At 51.6% G+C, this 21,687-nt stretch carries 15 protein-coding genes and 11 pseudogenes; 23 read left to right on the forward strand and 3 right to left on the reverse strand.

The features are described from left to right. From ACF8Q6_RS02595 to ACF8Q6_RS02645, 11 genes and pseudogenes are all read left to right on the forward strand, one after another. A pseudogene (locus ACF8Q6_RS02595) lies at positions 1-1,882 on the forward strand (RHS repeat-associated core domain-containing protein); the annotation flags it as partial. A gap of 297 nt (positions 1,883-2,179) precedes the next feature. Further along, positions 2,180-2,257 (forward strand): annotated as a pseudogene (locus ACF8Q6_RS02600) (HNH endonuclease); the annotation flags it as partial. Between the two features lie 12 nt (positions 2,258-2,269). Continuing rightward, entirely contained in the window at positions 2,270-2,788 is a 519-nt protein-coding gene (locus tag ACF8Q6_RS02605; RefSeq protein WP_080635003.1) for an SMI1/KNR4 family protein, read from the forward strand. 649 nt (positions 2,789-3,437) lie between these two features. Then, positions 3,438-4,081: pseudogene (locus ACF8Q6_RS02610) on the forward strand (RHS repeat-associated core domain-containing protein); the annotation flags it as partial. 414 nt (positions 4,082-4,495) lie between these two features. Further along, entirely contained in the window at positions 4,496-5,161 is a 666-nt protein-coding gene (locus tag ACF8Q6_RS02615; RefSeq protein WP_019750525.1) for a hypothetical protein, read from the forward strand. A gap of 288 nt (positions 5,162-5,449) precedes the next feature. Further along, a pseudogene (locus ACF8Q6_RS02620) lies at positions 5,450-7,190 on the forward strand (RHS repeat-associated core domain-containing protein); the annotation flags it as partial. Positions 7,191-7,569: 379 nt separating this feature from the next. Continuing rightward, entirely contained in the window at positions 7,570-8,031 is a 462-nt protein-coding gene (locus ACF8Q6_RS02625; RefSeq protein ID WP_392494506.1) for an Imm26 family immunity protein, read from the forward strand. Between the two features lie 304 nt (positions 8,032-8,335). Then, positions 8,336-9,491, forward strand: a pseudogene (locus ACF8Q6_RS02630) (RHS repeat-associated core domain-containing protein); the annotation flags it as partial. Positions 9,492-9,912: 421 nt separating this feature from the next. After that, the gene (locus ACF8Q6_RS02635; protein WP_392490790.1) at positions 9,913-10,392 is read left to right on the forward strand and encodes a hypothetical protein; all 480 of its coding nucleotides are present in this window, start codon (positions 9,913-9,915) and stop codon (positions 10,390-10,392) included. A gap of 289 nt (positions 10,393-10,681) precedes the next feature. After that, a pseudogene (locus ACF8Q6_RS02640) lies at positions 10,682-10,900 on the forward strand (sugar-binding protein); the annotation flags it as partial. Positions 10,901-10,925: 25 nt separating this feature from the next. After that, entirely contained in the window at positions 10,926-11,711 is a 786-nt protein-coding gene (locus ACF8Q6_RS02645) for a hypothetical protein (RefSeq protein WP_392490789.1), read from the forward strand. A 419-nt stretch (positions 11,712-12,130) separates the two neighbouring features. On the opposite strand, the gene ACF8Q6_RS02650 is transcribed toward ACF8Q6_RS02645, so the two are convergent. From ACF8Q6_RS02650 to tnpB, 3 genes are read right to left on the reverse strand one after another with little or no spacing between them, the layout of a single operon-like run. Continuing rightward, complete coding sequence (locus ACF8Q6_RS02650; RefSeq protein WP_392498244.1) at positions 12,131-12,313, reverse strand: hypothetical protein; 183 nt, start codon at positions 12,311-12,313, stop codon at positions 12,131-12,133. A gap of 32 nt (positions 12,314-12,345) precedes the next feature. Then, complete coding sequence (gene tnpC / locus ACF8Q6_RS02655) at positions 12,346-13,899, reverse strand: IS66 family transposase (RefSeq protein ID WP_392490788.1); 1,554 nt, start codon at positions 13,897-13,899, stop codon at positions 12,346-12,348. Positions 13,900-13,917: 18 nt separating this feature from the next. Next, positions 13,918-14,277, reverse strand: coding sequence for an IS66 family insertion sequence element accessory protein TnpB (gene tnpB / locus ACF8Q6_RS02660; RefSeq protein ID WP_230384521.1), 360 nt, complete (start codon positions 14,275-14,277; stop codon positions 13,918-13,920). 72 nt (positions 14,278-14,349) lie between these two features. On the opposite strand from tnpB, the gene ACF8Q6_RS02665 reads away from it, so the two are divergent. From ACF8Q6_RS02665 to ACF8Q6_RS02720, 12 genes and pseudogenes are all read left to right on the forward strand, one after another. After that, complete coding sequence (locus ACF8Q6_RS02665) at positions 14,350-14,565, forward strand: hypothetical protein (RefSeq protein ID WP_392498246.1); 216 nt, start codon at positions 14,350-14,352, stop codon at positions 14,563-14,565. A gap of 6 nt (positions 14,566-14,571) precedes the next feature. Further along, positions 14,572-15,225: pseudogene (locus tag ACF8Q6_RS02670) on the forward strand (RHS repeat domain-containing protein); the annotation flags it as partial. Between the two features lie 378 nt (positions 15,226-15,603). Beyond that, positions 15,604-16,134, forward strand: a complete 531-nt coding sequence (locus tag ACF8Q6_RS02675; RefSeq protein WP_392493751.1) for a DUF4303 domain-containing protein — start codon at positions 15,604-15,606, stop codon at positions 16,132-16,134. A gap of 114 nt (positions 16,135-16,248) precedes the next feature. Then, positions 16,249-16,374 carry a type IV secretion protein Rhs gene (locus ACF8Q6_RS02680; protein ID WP_392493752.1) on the forward strand — a complete coding sequence of 42 codons (126 nt, stop codon included), beginning with the start codon at positions 16,249-16,251 and terminating at the stop codon, positions 16,372-16,374. Between the two features lie 65 nt (positions 16,375-16,439). Then, positions 16,440-18,043 (forward strand): annotated as a pseudogene (locus ACF8Q6_RS02685) (RHS repeat-associated core domain-containing protein); the annotation flags it as partial. A gap of 23 nt (positions 18,044-18,066) precedes the next feature. After that, positions 18,067-18,477: an NTF2 fold immunity protein gene (locus ACF8Q6_RS02690; RefSeq protein WP_392489560.1), complete on the forward strand. Its 411-nt coding sequence runs from the start codon at positions 18,067-18,069 to the stop codon at positions 18,475-18,477. 143 nt (positions 18,478-18,620) lie between these two features. Continuing rightward, positions 18,621-18,689: pseudogene (locus ACF8Q6_RS02695) on the forward strand (RHS repeat protein); the annotation flags it as partial. Beyond that, a pseudogene (locus ACF8Q6_RS02700) lies at positions 18,687-19,232 on the forward strand (phage late control D family protein); the annotation flags it as partial. The pseudogenes ACF8Q6_RS02695 and ACF8Q6_RS02700, both read left to right, overlap by 3 nt. Positions 19,233-19,269: 37 nt before the next feature. Next, positions 19,270-19,791, forward strand: a complete 522-nt coding sequence (locus ACF8Q6_RS02705) for a cytoplasmic protein (RefSeq protein WP_392498249.1) — start codon at positions 19,270-19,272, stop codon at positions 19,789-19,791. Between the two features lie 288 nt (positions 19,792-20,079). Further along, positions 20,080-20,913 (forward strand): annotated as a pseudogene (locus ACF8Q6_RS02710) (type IV secretion protein Rhs); the annotation flags it as partial. A 38-nt stretch (positions 20,914-20,951) separates the two neighbouring features. After that, the gene (locus ACF8Q6_RS02715; RefSeq protein ID WP_392488462.1) at positions 20,952-21,227 is read left to right on the forward strand and encodes a hypothetical protein; all 276 of its coding nucleotides are present in this window, start codon (positions 20,952-20,954) and stop codon (positions 21,225-21,227) included. Further along, a complete protein-coding gene (locus ACF8Q6_RS02720; protein ID WP_392489553.1) occupies positions 21,228-21,638 on the forward strand; it encodes an immunity 22 family protein in 411 nt (136 codons plus the stop codon). It begins immediately after the preceding gene. The last annotated feature ends 49 nt before the right edge of the window (positions 21,639-21,687 follow it).

Below are 21,687 nucleotides of genomic sequence, written 5' to 3' on the forward strand. Positions count from 1 at the left end.
ACGTACTACCGCTATGACGAACGCCAGCACCTGGTCGCGGTAACAGACGCGCTGAACCAGACCACCACGCTGGAGCGCAAGCCCGACGGCGAAGTGCTGCGTATCAGCCACCCGGACGGCACCACGGAAAGCTTCACCTACAACGTCTAGGGGCAGGTGCTCAGCCACACCGACGGCAAGGGCCAGACCACCCGCCTGATGCGCACGGCCCGTGGCCTGCCGAGCAGCCGCCAGGATGCCAAGGGCCAGCGGGTTCGCTACGAGTACGACAAGGCTATTCGCCTGACCGCGCTGGTCAACGAGAACAACGCCACGTACAGCTTTGCCTACGACGCTTCGGACCGGCTGAGCGAAGAAGTGCGGGTGGATAACCTGACCCGGCGTTTCAGCTACGACGTCGGTGGCCATCTCACACGACTGGATGAGATTGGCTATGGCGAGAATGCCGAGCGGCCAGAGCGCCATACGCTGTTCGAGCGTGATGTCATTGGCCGTTTGGTCGCCAAACTGAATAGCGACGCACAACAGCGATTCACCTATGACGACGGTGACCGGTTGCTGAGCATCGAGCGGCAACCGACCGGGATCGGCAAGCAGCTTGGGATCACGGAAGAAAAGCTGGAATACACCTACGATCTGCTCGGCCGGCTGACCCAAGAAATCACCCCCGATGGGACGCTAGCCTACGAGTACGACCCACTCAGCAACCTGACCACGCTGACCCTCCCGGATGGGCGCAAGGTCAATCACCTGTATTACGGCAGCGGCCACCTGCACCAGCTGAACCTGGACGGCCAGGTGATCAGTGACATGGAGCGCGATGACCTGCACCGTGAGGTGTACCGCACTCAAGGCAAGCTCACCAGTTGCTTCGGTTATGACGCCATGGGGCGCAAGGCCTGGCAGTTTGCCTCGACCTTGCCGGCCGACAAGCTTTCGCAGGTGCACAACACCGGCATCAATACCTCGTTGCTGGTCGAGCACGCCTACAACCCGATCCACCGCCGTTACCAGTACGACCCGGCCGGTGAACGTGCGTACGCTGGACAAGCTACGTGGCGAGATCAAGTACGAGTATGAAGCCAATGGCCAGTTGCGCAGCCGTGATACGGGCTCGCTGGTGGGCAGCGAAGAGTTTCGTTATGACCCGGCGGCCAACCGGTTGGACTTCAATGCGCGTCAGTTTGACAAGGTCAAGGACAACCGCATCAAACAGTGGCGGGATCAGGAGTATCGCTACGACCCGTGGGGCAACCTGATCGAGAAGCGCTCGGGGCACAGCAAGCTGCAGTACTTCAGCTATGACTGCGAGAACCGGCTGGTGCGGGCGGAGACGTTGGTCAATGGCAAGCTGGAAAGCCAAGGCGAGTATCGTTACGACAGCTTGGGGAGGCGAATAGCCAAGCAGGCTGAAATCAATGGCGAGGTCGAGCAGAAGCGCTTCCTCTGGCAGGGGCTGAGGATGCTGCGGGAGGAATCGCCTGCGAAGAGCATCTTGTACCTGTACGAGCCGGGTAGCTATGCGCCGCTGGCGCGAGTCGATCAGGCTGAAGGGGAGGAGCAAAAGCTTTATTACTTCCATACCGATCAGATCGGTACGCCGATCGAGCTGACCAATAGCGAGGGCGAGATCGTTTGGCAGGCGACCTATCGCTCGTGGGGCTCGGTAGAGCAGCTAGTAGTTAGTGAGGTGGAGCAGAATATACGATTCCAAGGTCAATATTTTGATTGCGAATCGAGCCTGCACTACAATACTTTTCGATTCTACGATCCAGAAGTTGGACGATTTGTGAATCAAGACCCAATTGGATTATTGGGAGGAGCTAACCTGTATAGCTATGGAGTCAATCCGATATCTTGGATTGATCCTTGGGGATGGAGTGCAAAGCCTTCACATTCCCCTGATGTTGCCAAATGGCTAGATAAAGGTGGTTCTGTGCATATGGAGATTGACGGACGAACATGGGTTTATAAAGATTGGGAGGGTAATGTAGTAAGGTATCCCGACGGCCATCCTGACTTTACTCCTTTTGAACGACAGCAAGTTGATGTTCCTGACTTGAAGGGGAATCACGGTAAAAATCCTGGTGGTGATTTTGGCAAGGCAGATGCACTTGCACCTCAGGGTAAGGCAGACTATTCGAAAAATACTTGGCATCATCATGAGAATATGAAGACGATGCAAGAAGTTCCTAAAAAAATTCACAACAGGTTCACCCATTCGGGTGGTGTTAAGAATATGAAATCAAGCTGTTAATAGGGTCGAAAAATGCCTATAGTTTACAAAGCTGGTTTGACTGATGCTGAGATAAACTCACTTGAGGCAGCAGTTAATGTTACTTTGCCTAGTGCGTATAGAAACATACTGGCACGCATGAATGGTTTTTATTTGACTGATCCTGATTTTGGGCAGTTGCCGTTGAAGTCTGTTCAAGACGGGGAGGTGAGTTTTGATCGTTTGTTTGGGGTTATACCGGGAGAGGAATGCAACGATATTATTAGCTTTAATCAAGAATTTATTTCTGAGTTGGCATTTGTTAATGGCGTTTTGGCGATTGGGGAAGATGGGGGAGGGAACCCTTATGTGATAGTTACTGAGCCTGGGCGAGAAGGGGTTTATTATTGGGATAGAACCCACTTGCACGAATCTGACTCCATTAATAAATATGATATAGCGGAGCAAGGTGATAGCGGTCATCTTTATAAAATAGCAGAAGGTTTCGATGATTTTTATTCTTTGATTTTAGCGTCGCTGCCCGATGACGTTGAAATGATTGAAGAAAACTGAGGTGGGTGGTGATGGGGTGGCATCGATTCAATCGAAATATGGCGAATATTGAAGGGTGCGATTTTTTTGATCTTGGCCATAATAATGTTTCGAACGTTGCCTTTCGGGTGGTCGTTTCGTCAGTGTCGGCTGTTTAATAGAATGCAGGTTTATCTGGCTCTGCTAGATGTTGGTAGAGCCAGCCTCTTGTTAACATGGAGTCCCTAGGTTGTGCTTAAGAGTATTGTATAAGTGCAGTCAGCTCGGAGGGCAGCCACTACACCCCCAAAACCGCGACAGCCTGTTCTTCCTCTTTTTCTACTTCGGTGAAGTACCGGACACCAACAGCGAAGTGCCGCTGCAATGAATCACCGGCTGTACCCGCGTGCACCTGCACTACGACAACCCGCTGGGGCGCCTGACCGGCATCAAACGTGTGGTGAACAACGAAGCGGTGGAAACGCTTACCCAGTACCGCTACGACGAACATGGCCAGCTGAGCGCGGTGATCAACCGCAACGGCGACACCGTGCGCAGCTTCAGCTACGCCGACGGTCTGATGGTGACCCACAGCAACGCGCTGGGGCTGGGCTGCCACTACCGTTGGCAAACCCTGGGCGACAAGCCGCGCGTGGTCGAGCACTGGACCAGCGACGGCGAGCAATACCATTTCCGCTACGACCCGTGGGGCAACCTGATCGAGAAGCGCTCGGGGCACAGCAAGCTACAGAACTTCGCCTATGACTGTGAGAACCGGCTGGTTAAAGCTGAAACGTATGTTGGTGACAGACTGGAAAGCACCGGTAGTACCGGTATGACAGCCTGGGACGGCGGGTGGCCAAACAGGCTGAAATCAATGGCGAAGCCGAGCAGAAGCGCTTTCTCTGGCAAGGCTTGCGAATGCTGCGGGAGGAAACGCCTGGGCAGAGCATCTTGTACCTGTACGAGCCGGGTAGCTATGCGCCGTTGGCGCGGGTTGATCAGGTTGAAGGGGAAGGGCAGAAGGTCTATTACTTCCATACGGACCAGATTGGTACGCCGTTGGAGTTGACGGACAGTGACGGCAAAATCGTTTGGCAGGCGACATATCGTTCGTGGGGAGCGTTAGAGCAACTGGTTATCGGTGAGGTCGAGCAGAACCTTCGGTTCCAGGGCCAGTACTTGGATGAAGAATCGACTTTGCACTACAATACCTTCCGTTATTATGACTCTACAGGTGGGAGGTATATTTCTCAGGACCCAATTGGAATCGACGGTGGATTTAATCTCTACTTCTATGCCCCCAGTCCTGTTGCTTGGGTCGACCCTTTAGGATGGGTGGCAGAAACTGCACCCGGCTATTTTGTTTACGCACTTTTTGATAAAGGGGCTAAAGATCCTTACTACATTGGAATTACCGATAACGTAACCAGGCGCCGCGGTGAGCATGTTGCTAGTGGCAGACTGAATGGTGGAAAGATGAAGGTCCTTGATCGTAATGTCACCTACGGGCAGGCGCGAGGCTACGAACAAGCTTACATCGAGCATCACGGCACCAAAACTGGTGTTGTAGGTGAGGCTATATCTGACACCAATAGAGGTAATAAGATTAATTCGTACGACCATCAGAGTAAAATGAGATCCGCAACTCGCCAGCAGTACTTTGAAAATAGCTTCAATGAAAAAACATCAAATCTCGGCGGAAAAAAATCAATGTCGAGTTCCATAGCCTGCTGAGGAGTTTTAACGATGGGGTGGTGGAATGCACCGAACCAAACTGAATTGATTATTGGCGATATTCCCTTGGATCGGATTGGGAATCTGTTGGAGGAGCTGCAGGAAATATATCTCGAATCTTTAGGGCGGCGGCCGACGATTGATGAGGTACGGTATATGATTGAATTATCTCTCAAAGTTAATGGTCCCGGCTTGTTTCACGAACTGCAAACCAATTCAGCTAATCATGAGGATGTTCTAGTGCGCAAAAATAAAGCTGTCAAGTACTCTGCAGGTGATGTTGTTGCCTTCAAGATTGATGAGAAATTATATGGGTTTGCGAGACTGATAAAGAAGATTGAGTTAGGTTATGTATCTGAAATTTACTCTGAAACAGCTGCTTCGCCCAGTGAAGGTCTATCTGTCATAAATAAAATTAAAAAATTCCCGGCTATATTGGATACTTTTTCGTTATTGGAAATGGGGGAGGGGGAGTGGTGTGTGGTTGGTAATGCGAAAGGGGAAAATGATGAAAAAGTGGACGGGCTGAGATTTGTGTTCGGAACTGCTCCATATGACTTGAAAAGCATAGATGTTAATGAGAATGAGCAAAAAATATCGGAAGACGATTCTACAGGGTTGCCTCCATACGAGCAGATGGGAGATGAAGACGTCAAGGAGCTCTTTGAAGACGATTGATGTTTGGAAAGTAGTTTTGATGCGTGCGTAGTGATTTTAGTGTTTTTCTGCTTGCTTGGCATATACGGGTGAATGTAGGGTGCATGAATTTTAAGTTTAGTTTCTGTCGTGTTGATGCATCTGGCGCTTATTTTTAGATGCGGGAATAGTGATTTTTTGGCAGGGGCCTTTGGTTCCCAGCGAACGATCTTTAACATCATTAAAGCAGAAGCGGGTGCCGACTTTGTTCATTCGCTTTTTAAAGGGATGCTTCGCTTCTCGGGCGAAATCGACAGCCGCTAGTGTTTCCACAACGTCTACGGTCAGGTGCTCAGCCACACCGACGGCAAGGGCCAGACCACCCGCCTGATGCGCACCGCCCGCGGCCTGCCGAGCAGCCGCCAGGATGCCAAGGGCCAGCGGGTTCGCTACGAGTACGACAAGGCCATTCGCCTGACCGCGCTGGTCAACGAGAACAACGCCACGTACAGCTTTGCCTACGACGCTTCGGACCGGCTGAGCGAAGAAGTGCGGGTGGATAACCTGCCCCGGCGTTTCAGCTACGACGTCGGTGGCCATCTCACACGACTGGATGAGATTGGCTATGGCGACAATGCCGAACGGCCAGAGCGCCATACGCTGTTCGAGCGTGATGCCATTGGCCGCTTGGTCGCCAAGATCAATCGTGATGCGAGCCAGACATTCGCATACGACGACGGTGACCGCTTGCTGAGCATCGAGCGGCAACCAACCGAGATCGGCAAGCAGCTTGGGATCACGGAAGAAAAGCTTGAGTACACCTACGATCTGCTCGGCCGGCTGACGAAAGAAATCACCCCTGACGGCACGCTTGGCTACGAGTACGACCCGCTTAGCAACCTGACCACGCTGACCCTGCCGGATGGGCGTAAGGTCAATCACCTGTATTACGGCAGTGGCCACCTGCACCAGCTGAACCTGGATGGTCAGGTGATCAGCGACATGGAGCGCGATGACCTGCACCGCGAGGTGTACCGGACCCAAGGCAAGCTCACCAGTTGCTTCGGTTATGACGCCATGGGGCGCAAGGCGTGGCAGTTTGCCTCGACCTTGCCGGCCGACAAGCTTTCGCAGGTGCACAACACCGGCATCAATACCTCGTTGCTGGTCGAGCACGCCTACAACCCGATCCACCGCCGTTATCAGTACGACCCGGCGGGTGAACTGGTGCGTACCCTCGACAAGCTACGCGGCGAGATCAAGTACGAGTACGAAGCCAACGGCCAGTTGCGCAGTCGTGATACCGGCTCGTTGATCGGCAGCGAGGAATTCCGCTACGACCCGGCAGCCAACCGCCTGGACTTCAATGCGCGGCAGTTCGACAAGGTCAAGGACAACCGCATCAAACAGTGGCGGGATCAGGAGTACCGCTACGACCCGTGGGGCAACCTGATCGAGAAGCGCTCGGGGCACAGCAAGCTGCAGAGCTTTAGCTATGACTGCGAGAACCGGCTGGTGCGGGCGGAGACGTTGGTCAATGGCAAGCTGGAAAGCCAAGGCGAGTATCGTTACGACAGCTTGGGGAGGCGAATAGCCAAGCAGGCTGAAATCAATGGCGAGGTCGAGCAGAAGCGCTTTCTCTGGCAAGGCTTGCGAATGCTGCGTGAGGAGACGCCTGGGCAGAACATCCTGTACCTGTACGAGCCGGGTAGCTATGCACCGTTAGCGCGGGTTGATCGGGTTGAAGGGGAAGGGCAGAAGGTCTATTACTTCCATACGGACCAGATTGGTACGCCGCTGGAACTGACGGACAGTGACGGGCAGATCGTTTGGCAGGCGACGTATCGCTCATGGGCCGAAATCGATGAACTTGTGGTGGATATCACTGAGCAAAATTTGCGGCTGCAAGGGCAATATTTCGATAAAGAGATTAACCTCCATTACAATACTTTTCGTTATTATGATCCGGGAGTAGGGAGATTTATCTCGCAAGATCCAATTGGGTTGGATGGTAGTGATAATCTTTATAGGTACGCACCTAATCCGGTCACTTGGATCGACCCTCTTGGCTGGGTCCACGAACAAGCGCCGGGGTATAATGTTTATGGCTTGTTTGATAAGGGGAGTGATAAACCCTATTATGTGGGAATCACTGATGATCTATCACGACGTAGAGCAGAGCATGCTGGCAGTAACAGACTAAGCCCTGGGGCGAGGATGGAGCCTCTTGACAAAAATATTACCTATGGGGAGGCACGAGGTTTTGAACAGGCCTATATTGAACACTATGAGACAAAAACTGGCATAGTAGGCGAAGAGATCTCACATAAAAATCGCGGAAACAAGATCAACTCATATGATCATGCAAATACTACGAGAGCTCCAGCTCGCCAAGCTAATTTCGAAAGTAATTTCGCCAAGAAAACTGCTGCATTGAAAGGAGGTTGCGGATGACGTCACTTGAGGTTTATGAGTGGGACAAAAAGATCAAAACAAGTTATAAAAAAATAAAAAGCGGGGATATATTTTGCTTTGCTTTAGACTCCAAAAAATATGGGGTTGGTCGCATTATGACCCAAAATAGCCTTGGCCATGTAGTGGAGATTTTTGACAAGGTTCTTAATGTCCCAGCGGTTGATTCACTTTCTTTCAAGCGCTTAGGTGACCCTGTCATATTAGATTCTTATTCGCTTTTTGATCGTAAAGCTGAGGGTGACTGGAGAATTGTTGCTCACGATTTAGATTATAGGCCGTCAAAACAAGAGTCGGTGAGGTATGTGTACGGTGTAGCCGATAATGTCAAGCTTGTTGATATTTTTGATAATGAGACCTCTTTGGCAGGAAGTAAGTGTGATTACCCATCCTATTCCCCTATGGGCGACAAAGACGTGAAAGAGTATTTCAATATTTAGACCGAAATCCAAGTTTAATTTTTAACAACAAGTGTGTTCTTCTGGTCCTGCTGCCTTTAAGTGGGGCCAGCAAAACATTTAATTAAGTCTGTTGAGAGCGCCCGTTCTACGCTCTGTGCCAAAAGAGATTATTCAGGATTTTCGTAATGGTATTTCGAATGAATGATACTAAGCAACCGGAGTCATCCCGGTTGTTCGCTTGAATTGAACAGCGATAAAATCTCCAACCGCCTCGGCGTTAACGTCGCTGCTGGTAGACTACGCTTACAATTCGATCCATCGCCGTCACCAGTACGCCCCGACGGATGATCGAAAGTCCAACTACTTGTAATACGGCAGCGGACACCTGCACCAGCGAACCTGGACGGCCAGGTGATCAGCGACATGGAGCGCGATGACCTGCATCGTGAGGTGTACCGCACCCAGGGCAAGCTCACCAGTTGCTTCGGTTATGACGCCATGGGGCGCAAGGCCTGGCAGTTTGCCTCGACCTTGCCGGCCGACAAGCTCTCGCTGGTGCACAACACCGGCATCAATACCTCGTTGCTGGTCGAGCACGCCTACAACCCGATCCACCGCCGTTATCAGTACGACCCGACCGGTGAACTGGTGCGTACCCTCGACAAGCTACGCGGCGAGATCAAGTACGAGTACGAAGCCAACGGCCAATTGCGCAGTCGCGATACCGGTTCGCTGATCGGCAGCGAGGAGTTCCGCTACGACCCGGCAGCCAACCGCCTGGACTTCAATGCGCGGCAGTTCGACAAGGTCAAGGACAACCGGATCAAACAGTGGCGGGATCAGGAGTACCGCTACGACCCGTGGGGCAACCTGATCGAGAAGCGCTCGGGGCATAGCAAGCTGCAGCACTTCAGCTATGACTGCGAGAACCGGCTGGTGCGGGCGGAGACGTTGGTCAATGGCAAGCTGGAAAGCCAAGGCGAGTATCGTTACGACAGCTTGGGGAGGCGAATAGCCAAGCAGGCTGAAATCAATGGCGAGGTCGAGCAGAAGCGCTTCCTCTGGCAGGGGCTGAGGATGCTGCGGGAGGAAACGCCTAGGCAGCGCATCTTGTACCTGTACGAGCCGGGTAGCTATGCGCCATTGGCGCGGGTTGATCAGGTTGAAGGGGAAGGGCAGAAGGTCTATTACTTCCATACTGACCAGATTGGTACGCCGCTGGAGCTGACGGACAGTGACGGGCAGATCATTTGGCAGGCGACGTACCGTTGTTGGGGGCTGTTGAGCAGCTGGCTGTTAATGAAATTGAGCAAAGTCTACGGTTTCAAGGGCAGTATTTTGATAGTGAGTCCAATCTTAATTATAATACTTTTCGTTATTATGATCCTGAAGTTGGGAGGTTCATTACCCAGGACCCAATTGGACTGGAAGGCGGTAGTAACCTTTATCAATATGCGCCGGAATCAAATGGGTGGGTTGATCCGCTAGGGCTAACTTGTGGCAAGCTGAATGATAAGGTTATTGCCGAGGCGAATCAGGTGGCAGCTCCTGGAGGGAATATTACAGCGCAGCAAGCTGCCATTTTGAAAGGTAACCTACCAGTGGTGCAACGCCGTAGTGTCTTCCAAAATCAAGTGGCGCGAAAATAATTTGTGAAAGATCAAGATTACTTGATGAGGCAGTGGGAGGCTCATACGGGACGAGTGTGGCCAGAAGGGGCTACGCCGCATCATATTATTCCGCTAGAGAGTGGTGGGTCGAATAAATGGTGGAATCTAATGCCTACGAGAGGTAAGCTTCCTAATCACTCCCTGCCTGGAATAACTGGGCCTCATGCTGCAGGCGGTGTATCGAGAACCACAATCCAACAGAGCAGGAAGGCCTTGCCGCCGGGTACTATAACAGATATGAGAATTCAAAATGCTGGATTTCGAAAAACTAACTGATGAAATTGGCCGCGTAAACTTTTTTTCTAAGATGGGGGATGTGCCTGATCAAGTTGAAAATGTTATATATATAGAGAGCGTATTTAGGGTCTTTGTTGAGCCGGTAGAGTCTGAATTTCTTGGTGCTTATGAAGATCTTGAGTGGTTGCCGATCACTCCCACTCAAGATGATCCGTTCAAGTCATTTCCGAAGCCTCCTAAGGATCTGGTTGATCTTAGGCTTAAAGTAAGTAAGGCTGTAATGCAGTCGGTAAAGAAGGTTCCCAAAGATAAATTTTTGTCGGGTGCGCATGATTTTAGTTTGACTGCTAGAAAAGCGGCTTGTTTTGCGTTTCGACAGTATGTCTCGGAGTGCTATTATAGGGAAGAAAGTGCCTGGTTGAGGATAGTTGAATTATATTTTTCCGGTAGGTGGCCCGTTGGATGCTCAAAGAATAAATTAATTGTTATCTAGATTGTTTTTTGCGGCAAGTATTTATAATGGTTGCTTTAGGTTGCTGGTAATGGGGTGGATAAAGTTTTTAATATACTAAAAGGAGAAGTGGTATGGTGGTTTTCTGTTGTGGTTGTATTTGTGTTACTAATTTTTGATGATTCGTTCGACGTAGCCCTACACGGCTGAAAACGAATTATTTGGCTAGTCAGTATTATGAGCTATAGGCGGGTTTCTATTTCGCAATGCCCGGCAGGGCTTCGCTTACGACGAATACCAGCTGGCTTCTGAGCATTCAGTGCTAGCCGACGGCAGCGGTCACCTTCACCAGTTGAAACTGGACGGTCAGGTGATCAGCGACATGGAGCGCGATGACCTGAATCGTGAGGTGCACCGGACCCAGGGCAAGCTTACCAGTTGCTTCGGTTATGACGCCATGGGGCGCAAGGCTTGGCAGTTTGCCTCGACTTTGCCGGCCGACAAGATCTCGCAAGCGCATAACACCGGCATCAATACTTTGCTGATGATTTGATTTCTGGAATATAGGTGAATTTATGTCCATTGCGTTAGCTTTATACGGTATTGAGGGCGTCACCTCTAGATTGGCTCTGAAATTTGCCAAGCACTATTTTTCTTGTCTGAATTTGCCGATTACAGGTGCGGCTTATTTTAAATATCTGAGTAATGGCGATCATGTCGGCGATCACGACTTAGTAATGGTAGAAATGACTGAGCTCGAAGAGAAAATAAACAACGGTATTGCTACTGCTTTTAGGGTATACAACGAGGCAGCAGGTGCTGTCCCATGGTTTGCATCCTTCGGTTATACTACGAACGATTTTGGCGGCTTCTATCATTTTGATGGTCAGTGCTCTGGCGATTTTATTGAGCTAAAGGGAATGATAAAATTTATTAAGGACGTTTCTGCTGATATTGCAGTTCCGTACGGTATTATCTATAGTTGCGACAAAGTAAGTAAGGCGTTTAACTATGCTGCTGGGAATAATATGGTGACGATGTATCCGTATGAAAATTCATCGGCGTTCAAGAGGGAAGTTCCCGGCAGATTTCAGGGGCGAGAGCGCTATAAGGATCATCTGTTGAGAATGGTGTATCCCGTTAACGTGATTAGCAGTAAACATTTAGAGGTTTGCGTTGGAGGGGTGGTGCTGAAAGACTGGATTGGTGAGAGTGCGGGGCGAGGAAAGCTCGAAGTTTTAACTTCTTCTACATGGTTGTGGTATGTAGAGACCGATCAGCTTGAAAGTGTAAATAAGTCTTTGGGTGAGGCAGGTATCCTAATTTCGTGGAAGAAGTTGGAGGTCAAAAAGCGTTTTTGAGTCATACAAAGTAGAGATTGATGACTGCTATTTCGCTTGATGTTGTAGGTGTAATTGCTCCTGCTTTGTGTTAGGCATACCCCAATAATGTGTCGTGAGGGTGATTTTTAAAAATGAAGGAAGCGACTGCGGGGCGGTAGCCGCCCCAATTCTTCTATATGCCGCATAATGATTATCGATGTGAACTTCAGGTCTAAGTACTTGTAGTGCAACAAGGGCGCGCAGATCGAGCGTTTTTGATAGCCGTGACAGACACGCTTAGCGAGCTAGCGTCGCTGGAGCAAGCACGATGGCGTAGTGCAGCGCATCAGCTACCCAGCCGGCACCACGGAAACTTCTACGCACATCGTCTCCGGTTAGGTGCCCAGCCATCACCGATGGCAAGAGTCAAACTCCGCCTGAGCAGCACCTTGCTGATTTCACTGGCTTGACCCCCAGAAGCGGTCGAAACGCTCACTCAGTACCGCTACGACGAACACGGCCAACTGACCGCGGTGATCAACCGCAACCGCAACGGCGACACCGTGCGCAGCTTCAGCTACGCCGACGGCCTGATGGTGAAGGTCTATTACTTCCACACGGATCAGATGTAAGCGATCCATGAACCCCACCTACCGAGAATAGGAAGTCGCAGTTATCGTGGCATCTCCGGCGAGCAGTTCCACGGCAGTAGCGCTTCATAGTCTGCTACAGACTGCGCGTGGGGCAGTCGCTCCAGTACGTGGCGCAGCCACGTATAAGGCTCTTGGCCGTTGATCTTTGCAGTCTCGACCAAGCTGTAGATCTGGGCACTGGCCGTGGCGCCCTTGGGCGTGTCGCTGAACAGCCAGGCCTTGCGACCGATGACAAACGGCTTGATCGAGCGCTCAGCCAGATTGTTGTCGATTGGTAGATAACCAGCCTCGACGTAACGCACCAACCGGCTCCAGTTATTCGCCAGATAATTCACGGCCTTGCCCAGCACGCTTTGCGGCGTCACTTGGGATTGGTCCTTGTCCAACCAACTTTTCAACTGGGTCAGGACTGGCAGGCTTTGCGCCTGTCGCGCTACATAACGTTGCTCGTCACTGGCGTCTTTCAGTTCGCGCTCGATGCCATACAGCTTGTTGATCACTGCCAGTGCGACATCGGCCCGTCCGGTTTTGCCTTTAGGCTGCACTTTCTGAGCGTCGACGAATTTGCGCCGGGCATGCGCCATGCACGCCAACCGTTCCACGCCAGGCTGCAGCGCCAACGCGTTATAGCCGGCGTAATCGTCCGTCATGACATACCCGCGATAACTTTCCAGCAGGCGCAACGGCACTTCCTGCGCCCGACTGGAGCTGTAGTCGAACAGCACGATTTTTCGGTCAGGCGGTCCGCTGACTTGCACCCACATCCAGGATTGGCTGGTCGGATCTCGATCCGGTTCTTTCAGTACCTGGACACGGGTTTCATCGCAATGGATGACCGGACTTTCCAGCAATCGCTCACGCATCAAATTCAGCAGCGGCTGGACATGTTCGCTGCATTGGATGATCCAGCGCGCCAGTGTCTGACGTGGAATGTCGATCCCGTGCCGGCTCAGGACACTTTCAAAACGGTGCAGCGGCAAGCCATCGACATACTTGGTGGTCAGCAACATCGCCAACACGCTCGGGCTGGCCATGCTCTTCTCGATCAGTTGAGCCGGTTTGTCTGCCGTGATCGGGGCAACTTCACATCCCCGGCAGCCGTAGACCTTACGGACATGTTTGAGCACGCGGATCTGCATCGGCACGATATCCAGCTGCTCGCTGATTTCCTCACCGATCTCATGCTTGCGGCAACCGCATGCACAGGTCAGTCCGTGTTCAGGCAGTTCGTGGATGACTTCGATACGCGGCAGATCAGCCGAGAGTGGCTTGCGTTTTCCCCGGCGTGGCGCTGGTGTGACGACTTCTTCATCCGGCGTCTCCACCGTCAACAGAGGCTCGCTCTCTGCCTCGTTGAACATCGCCAGTTGCGGCGTGTTGGGGTCGATGGCCTGCTCGGACTTGCGGCCGAAAAGACGATCACGCAGCAACTTGATCTGTTCTTTCAGATCAACGATGTGGGTGGCGTAGGCTTCTTTGACTTCCTGCTCACGCGAGCGTGCTGCGTAAGCCTCAAGGAGCATTTGCTTGAGCAGGACAGGGTCATCGGGAAGGTCATCGGGCATGGAATTCATGCCGAGGATTATACCGATTCAGGCAACGAAACGAGGGGTCAAAACCTGATGCGGACGGTTGCGCCAGAGGTCGAAGCCGTCGAGTAGCCAGTTCAGCTCCTGAACAGTCAGGACAATGGCTTCGTCAGTGATGTCGGGCGAGGTTTTGAAGCGTTCGGATTCCAGGCGCTTGAGCCAGAGACAGAAACCGTTGCGCTCCCAATAGAGGATCTTCACGCGATTGCGCGGTTTGTTGAGGAACACGAAAAGAACCGGGTCGAACACGGCCACCTTGATATCCAGTTCAACCAAGGCTGCGAGGCCATCGATGGATTTTCGAAAGTCGACGGGCTTGGGGTAGAGATAGACTTTTTCGACTTTGGCGTCGGGGCGCATCATCGTCGGCAGGCTCCAGAAAGAAATCGGGAGCACAGCATCCGGGATCAGGTAAGCGCTTTGAATGTGGGGTTCATGGAGCGCTTACCGCTTACCCAGTACCGCTACGACGAACACGGCCAGCTGAGCGCGGTGATCAACCGCAACGGCGACACCGTGCGCAGCTTCAGCTACGCCGACGGCCTGATGGTGACCCACAGCAACGCGCTGGGGTTGGGCTGCCACTACCGTTGGCAAACCCTGGGCGACAAGCCGCGCGTGGTCGAGCACTGGACCAGCGACGGCGAGTAATACCATTTCCGCTACGACCCGTGGGGCAACCTGATCGAGAAGCGCTCGGGGCACAGCAAGCTACAGAACTTCGCCTATGACTGTGAGAACCGGCTGGTTAAAGCTGAAACGTATGTTGGTGACAGACTGGAAAGCACCGGCAGTACCGGTATGACAGCCTGGGACGGCGGGTGGCCAAACAGGCTGAAATCAATGGCGAAGCCGAGCAGAAGCGCTTTCTCTGGCAAGGCTTGCGAATGCTGCGGGAGGAAACGCCTGGGCAGAGCATCTTGTACCTGTACGAGCCGGGTAGCTATGCGCTGTTGGCGCGGGTTGATCAGGTTGAAGGGGAAGGGCAGAAGGTCTATTACTTCCATACGAACCAGATTGGAACCCCGCTTGAGCTGACCGATAGCGGGGGTGAGATTGTTTGGCAGGCGAAGTATCGGTCTTTGGGTTCAATAGAGCAATTGGTTGTCGATGATGTTGAACAAAATTTACGCTTCCAGGGGCAGTACTCAGACAATGAAACTGGATTGCAATATAATACTTTCAGGTACTACGACCCTGAAATAGGTCGTTTTAATAGCCAAGATCCCATCGGCATACTAGGTGGTTGCAATTTTTTACGGCTACGCTAGCAACCCCATCAGTTGGGTAGATCCATGGGGGGCTTTGTGCGGACAAGGATTGGGGCGCTTATTACGCGAGCAGGACGGGCACTCGCCCACCGGCTACGATGGAGAGATCTCATGCTCACCACATAGTGTTCAAAGGCGAGTTCCCCCACTCTCCTGCAATGCAGAAGGCGCTTGAGCCTAGTAGGGCTGTTTTATCGAAGTATAAGATTGATCCCGTACATGATACATCCGCGATGATGTGGGCTGAAAACCAAGGGCACACCATTGCAAATGCAAGAATGGTAGCTAGTAAGCTGGAGGCTGCAGATAAAGTATATCATGGCCCAGGATAGGTCCTTTAGTAAAGCTGTTGTTGCCATGAAAGGCGAGTTGCAAAAAATTGATGTAGAAGTTTTTGGCGGGTGAATAGGATAGCGCAATGAATTGGCATGTATTAGAGAGCATAGCTTTAACCTCAGTTACGAAAGCTCTGCGAGATTTGAGTGTGGAACATCCGGATGAGCAGTTCTACGCTTGCGCGCTTTATACGGATAGTAGCGCTATGACCATGGCGGTTGCGGTTAATTCCGTTGAAGCACTTGAGGAGAAACTTGAGGGGGAAGGTGAAGAAGAGCGTGAAGAGTTGATGCCCTACTATAAGTGGGCTTCTTCGGAATGGAAATACGAGGGGTGGAAGGGGGAGTATTTCAAAGATATTTGTAAGGACCTGAGAGAGGCAGGTGGCCGAAGCGATATCTCACGTTTTAAAGAAAGGCTGCTCTCACTCATGGTTAATGTTTTAAGTTCTCTGCGTAGGGAAGGTTTCTTTTCATCCTTCAAGATTCACGAGCCAATGCTCTTTGTCACTGTTACGGATGATGATAATGCAGAAGAGCTTGAAAATAAAACAGCTGAACTTCTCAACTCTTCAGAAAAATATAATTATTTTATTAGAAGGTTTGATGGATGAGCGCTATTGCTGGGGCGCATAATGGCGGGCGGGCTTCACAAAATCGGAGCATAGTATCGAGCATTAACATTTGGCTTTGAATTTGGTGAGAGCGCTCACGGCCCACTAAGCGCGGTGATCAACTGCAACGGCGACACCGTGCGCAGCTTCAGCTACGCCGACGGCCTGATGGTGACCCACAGCAACGCGCTGGGGCTGGGCTGCCACTACCGTTGGCAAACCCTGGGCGGCAAACCGTGAGCTGGAAGTGCAGTACAACGCCGACCACCACGTGGTCGCAGCCGCGACTATGGCGGCGACCGTAACTCGGCTACGAGTACGACCCGCTCAGCAACCTGACCACGCTGACCCTGCCGGATGGGCGCAAGGTCAATCACCTGTATTACGGCAGTGGCCACCTGCACCAGTTGAACCTGGACGGGCTGGTGATCAGCGACATGGAGCGCGATGACCTGCACCGTGAGGTGTACCGCACTCAAGGCAAGCTCACCAGTTGCTTCGGTTATGACGCCATGGGGCGCGAGGCCTGGCAGTTTGCCTCGACCTTGCCGGCCGACAAGCTTTCGCAGGTGCACAACACCGGCATCAATACCTCGTTGCTGGTCGAGCACGCCTACAACCCGATCCACCGCCGTTACCAGTACGACCCGGCCGGTGAACTGGTGCGCACCCTCGACAAGCTGCGTGGCGAGATCAAGTACGAATATGAAGCCAACGGCCAGTTGCGCAGTCGCGATACCGGCTCGTTGATCGGCAGCGAGGAGTTCCGCTACGACCCGGCAGCCAACCGCCTGGACTTCAATGCGCGGCAATTCGACAAGGTCAAGGACAACCGGATCAAACAGTGGCGGGACCAGGAGTACCGCTACGATCCGTGGGGCAACCTGATCGAGAAGCGCTCTGGGCATAGCAAGCTGCAGCACTTCAGCTATGACTGCGAGAACGGCTGGTGCGGGCGGAGACGTTGGTCAATGGCAAGCTGGAAAGCCAAGGCGAGTATCGTTACGACAGCTTGGGGAGGCGAATAGCCAAGCAGGCTGAAATCAATGGCGAGGTCGAGCAGAAGCGCTTTCTCTGGCAAGGGCTAAGGATGCTGCGGGAGGAAACGCCTGGGCAGAGCATCTTGTACCTGTACGAGCCGGGTAGCTATGCGCCGTTAGCGCGGGTCGATCAGGTGGAAGGGGAGGAGCAGAAGGTTTACTACTTCCATACGGATCAGATTGGGACGCCGTTGGAGCTGACGGACAGCGAGGGCAAGATTGTTTGGCAGGCGACGTATCGGTCTTGGGGCACGATAGAAGCTTTGTCGATCAAAGAGGTCGATCAGAATCTGAGGTACCCAGGGCAGTACAGCGATGATGAAACCTCGCTGCATTATAATACCTTCCGCTACTATGATCCTGAGGTGGCGCGATTCATCACGCAAGATCCAATAGGCTTACTAGGTGGTTCAAACCTTTACAATTATGCGCCCAGTTCAACTGGGTGGCTTGATCCGCTAGGATGGTGTGTCAAAACTAATGTTATCAGAGGGCCGGCAGGTCAACCCCTTAGAGTAGCCGCAACCATCACTTTGAATGATTTGAAACAAGGTGGCACAGCAACTAACGCCACGTCCAGAGCGTGGGCTCGAATGATGGGGAATTCTGATGATGACGCAGGGCATATAATCGGCAAGCTTTTAGGTGGGGCCGGTGGTAAAGATGGTGTGTTCCCTCAGTTAAAGGGTATTAATCGTGGTCAATTTAGAGCATTTGAAGCGCAAATTGCTAATGTCATTAAGAAAAAAGGGGCTGTGGATGTTGAGCTAAACTTCGTGTATGGTAATGGGGGTACGCGACCGACTTCCATAACCTATGACGTGTATCGTCAAGGTGAGAAAATCCTTGAAGGTATTTTTGCGAATTAATATGACTAAGGGAAAATGTAGTTATGAATCCTCCTAGTGAACTAGTAGCCTTCATGAGGGAAATGAACTGCTGGGAGACTGAGTTCTTTGACCAGCGTAAAAAAAGCCTGGCTCAGGGGGTAGAAGATTCTCAGCTAAAAGAAAAGTATGCAAAACAACTTGAGGAGATACTTGATAAATATGCCGTTAAGGATAAGTCTAATTATGGACGACTTGTCGATCTTGGATGCACTAAGCCGGCCACTTATGATCCTGCGACTGATGAGTTAGAGATTTTGGATGGGGGTGGAGAAACGCTGACAATTCAAGTGCAGCAAACTAAAGGTGCTGAAACATGCTCTAAGATGTATTTGGTGTCTAAAGATGGTGTCTGGAGAATAAAGAAAAAAGAAATTTTAAGTTTTGATGATAAATGGCGCCGTTCGCCGCTGTAAATTTTCGTGTTTTTGGCTTGGCAAGAAGGTTTAATTGATTTTTTGCTGCAAGGTTTTGTTTTTTAACAATTAGTATTATGTAGTCGCTTGGAGAGAGCTATTATCTTCTTGAAAATTCTTATTTTGTATGTGATCAGACTACTGTAACTAATGCGCTGAACCAGACCACGTCGCTGGAGCGAAAACCCGACGGCGAAGTGCTGCGCATCTCGATGCTGAAGAACCGCTTCGACACGCGGATCTTCCAGGGCAACACGGTCGAGGAAGTGGTCACCGAAGTGTTCGCCCTGTGCCCGGCGTTTTCCCGCCACGAGTTTCGCCTGACCCGGCCACAGAAGCGCTACACCTACATCACCCAGTACCGCGAAACCGACTTCAACTTCGTCCAGCGCCTGCTGGAGGAAGAGGGGATGTTCTACTACTTCGAGCACACCGCCGAAGGCCACACCATGATCATCTGCGATGACTCCAGCACGCTGGTGGCCATCCCCGAGCAACCGCAAATCCGCTTCCACAGCGCCTCCGTCACCGAGACCGCCGACTCCATCACCCAGTGGAGCGGCAACCGTCAACTGCAATCCGGCAAGATGGCCACGCAAACCTTTGACTACCGCCAACCGAACAACCGCCTGCCGGTGGCGCTGAACAGCGTGAACAAGCAGGGCGATGTCGAGAACTTCGAGATCTACGACTTCCCCGGCCAGTACACCCACGGTACCTATGACGAAGGCGAAACCCTGCTGCGCCTGCGCATCTTTAGGGCGGCGGCCGACGATTGATGAGGTACGGTATATGATTGAATTATCTCTCAAAGTTAATGGTCCCGGCTTGTTTCACGAACTGCAAACCAATTCAGCTAATCATGAGGATGTTCTAGTGCGCAAAAATAAAGCTGTCAAGTACTCTGCAGGTGATGTTGTTGCCTTCAAGATTGATGAGAAATTATATGGGTTTGCGAGGCTGATAAAGAAGATTGAATTAGGTTATGTATCTGAAATTTACTCTGAAACAGCTGCTTCGCCCAGTGAAGGTCTATCTGTCATAAATAAAATTAAAAAATTCCCGGCTATATTGGATACTTTTTCGTTATTGGAAATGGGGGAGGGGGAGTGGTGTGTGGTTGGTAATGCGAAAGGGGAAAATGATGAGAAAGTGGACGGGCTGAGATTTGTGTTCGGAACTGCTCCATATGACTTGAAAAGCATAGATGTTAATGAGAATGAGCAAAAAATATCGGAAGACGATTCTACAGGGTTGCCTCCATACGAGCAGATGGGAGATGAAGACGTCAAGGAGCTTTTTGAAGACGATTGATATTTGGAAAGTAGTTTTGATGCGTGCGTAGTGATTTTAGTGTTTTTCTGCTTGCTTGGCATATGCGGGTGAATGTAGGGTGCATGAATTTTAAGTTTAGTTTCTGTTGTGTTGATGCATCTGGCGCTTATTTTTAGATGCAGGAATAGTGATTTTTTGGCAGGGGCCTTTGGTTCCCAGCGAACGATCTTTAACATCATTAAAGCAGAAGCGGGTGCCGACTTTGTTCATTCCCTTTTTAAAGGGATGCTTCGCTTCTCGGGCGAAATCGACAGCCGCTAGTGTTTCCACAACGTCTACGGTCAGGTGCTCAGCCACACCGACGGCAAGGGCCAGACCACCCGCCTGATGCGCACGGCCCGCGGCCTGCCGAGCAGCCGCCAGGATGCCAAGGGCCAGCGGGTTCGCTACGAGTACGACAAGGCCATTCGCCTGACCGCGCTGGTCAACGAGAACAACGCCACGTACAGCTTTGCCTACGACGCTTCGGACCGGCTGAGCGAAGAAGTGCGGGTGGATAACCTGACCCGGCGTTTCAGCTACAACGTCGGTGGTCATCTCACACGACTGGATGAGATTGGCTATGGCGAAAATGCCGAGCGGCCGGAGCGCCATACGCTGTTCGAGCGTGATGCCATTGGCCGTTTGGTCGCCAAACTGAATAGCGACGCACAACAGCGATTCACCTATGACGACGGTGACCGGTTGCTGAGCATCGAGCGGCAACCGACCGGGATCGGCAAGCAGCTTGGGATCACGGAAGAAAAGCTGGAATACACCTACGATCTGCTCGGCCGGCTGACCCAAGAAATCACCCCCGATGGGACGCTAGCCTACGAGTACGACCCGCTCAGCAACCTGACCACGCTGACCCTCCCGGATGGGCGCAAGGTCAATCACCTGTACTACGGCAGCGGCCACCTGCACCAGCTGAACCTGGACGGCCAGGTCATCAGTGACATGGAGCGCGATGACCTGCACCGCGAGGTGTACCGGACCCAAGGCAAGCTCACCAGTTGCTTCGGTTATGACGCCATGGGGCGCAAGGCCTGGCAGTTTGCCTCGACCTTGCCGGCCGACAAGCTCTCGCAGGTGCACAACACCGGCATAATAAAAAATCTGTAGAAGCTGCCCTTTGGAGCCCGGGAGGTAAGCATGAAATGTTTCCTGTCTCTATAGCGGCGAAGGCAAAAGAACTAGGTTTTACCGCTCAGGAGCTTAAGGAAATGACGGTGCCGACTAAAGATATTACTTTTGTGGGTGTAACAGACAAACATGGTAATCCTGTGCCGGACGGTCCGCACCATGGTAGTAGAGCGGGAAGGCTGTTCTATAATAATTTAATTAAAGATTTGAATGGCGCGCAAAGCAAAGCTCAAGCGCTTAGCGTGATCGATTCACATCACGGCAAGCACATGAAGCTAGGAGCATGCTAAATGGATTATTATGGTATTGAGCGGTATGAAAAAGTTCATGTTTGGGTAGGTGCAAATTTCTCTTCGGAGGATGACTATCTGCAGTATTTTGAGTTGGACTATTCTGTGGATTTGGATGATCCAGCATACAAGGTTTGTGGGTTTTGCAGAGATATTGGTGTGAGATGGTACGACGAGGATTTCATAGGGATTATACCAAGGAAAGCGGAGGAGGTGAGTCTAGATGAAATCTTGATTGAGTCTGCGGTTGATTCTAGTTTTATTGAAGATTTAAAGGCGGAGTGTTTGAGGCTTGGTATTACTAAGGCTAATGCAATTTTTTGGTATTCCGATGGTGGTACGGATATTTCCAAGCCTCTAAAGTCGAATTATAATGGCTTGAAGTATGTGGGGTTATATGAGGGTGAATGATAAGCTCGGCATAGGTCCCGAGGAGCCTGGGGTTGGCGTTCTGTGTCAG

This window comes from Pseudomonas sp. GLN_2 (assembly GCF_043106005.1).
In the GTDB taxonomy this organism is placed as follows: Bacteria; Pseudomonadota; Gammaproteobacteria; order Pseudomonadales; family Pseudomonadaceae; genus Aquipseudomonas; species Aquipseudomonas alloputida.

Excerpts from the sequence above, each read along its gene's own strand:
- ACF8Q6_RS02615 (WP_019750525.1), top strand. The coding sequence starts at position 4,496 with ATGGGGTGGTGGAATGCACCGAACCAAACTGAATTGATTATTGGCGAT.
- ACF8Q6_RS02650 (WP_392498244.1), bottom strand. The coding sequence starts at position 12,313 with ATGGATCGCTTACATCTGATCCGTGTGGAAGTAATAGACCTTCACCAT.
- ACF8Q6_RS02720 (WP_392489553.1), top strand. The coding sequence starts at position 21,228 with ATGGATTATTATGGTATTGAGCGGTATGAAAAAGTTCATGTTTGGGTA.
- ACF8Q6_RS02705 (WP_392498249.1), top strand. The coding sequence starts at position 19,270 with ATGATTGAATTATCTCTCAAAGTTAATGGTCCCGGCTTGTTTCACGAA.
- tnpB (WP_230384521.1), bottom strand. The coding sequence starts at position 14,277 with ATGATGCGCCCCGACGCCAAAGTCGAAAAAGTCTATCTCTACCCCAAG.
- tnpC (WP_392490788.1), bottom strand. The coding sequence starts at position 13,899 with ATGAATTCCATGCCCGATGACCTTCCCGATGACCCTGTCCTGCTCAAG.
- ACF8Q6_RS02645 (WP_392490789.1), top strand. The coding sequence starts at position 10,926 with ATGTCCATTGCGTTAGCTTTATACGGTATTGAGGGCGTCACCTCTAGA.
- ACF8Q6_RS02715 (WP_392488462.1), top strand. The coding sequence starts at position 20,952 with ATGTTTCCTGTCTCTATAGCGGCGAAGGCAAAAGAACTAGGTTTTACC.
- ACF8Q6_RS02675 (WP_392493751.1), top strand. The coding sequence starts at position 15,604 with ATGAATTGGCATGTATTAGAGAGCATAGCTTTAACCTCAGTTACGAAA.
- ACF8Q6_RS02690 (WP_392489560.1), top strand. The coding sequence starts at position 18,067 with ATGAATCCTCCTAGTGAACTAGTAGCCTTCATGAGGGAAATGAACTGC.
- ACF8Q6_RS02625 (WP_392494506.1), top strand. The coding sequence starts at position 7,570 with ATGACGTCACTTGAGGTTTATGAGTGGGACAAAAAGATCAAAACAAGT.
- ACF8Q6_RS02665 (WP_392498246.1), top strand. The coding sequence starts at position 14,350 with ATGGAGCGCTTACCGCTTACCCAGTACCGCTACGACGAACACGGCCAG.
- ACF8Q6_RS02635 (WP_392490790.1), top strand. The coding sequence starts at position 9,913 with ATGCTGGATTTCGAAAAACTAACTGATGAAATTGGCCGCGTAAACTTT.
- ACF8Q6_RS02605 (WP_080635003.1), top strand. The coding sequence starts at position 2,270 with ATGCCTATAGTTTACAAAGCTGGTTTGACTGATGCTGAGATAAACTCA.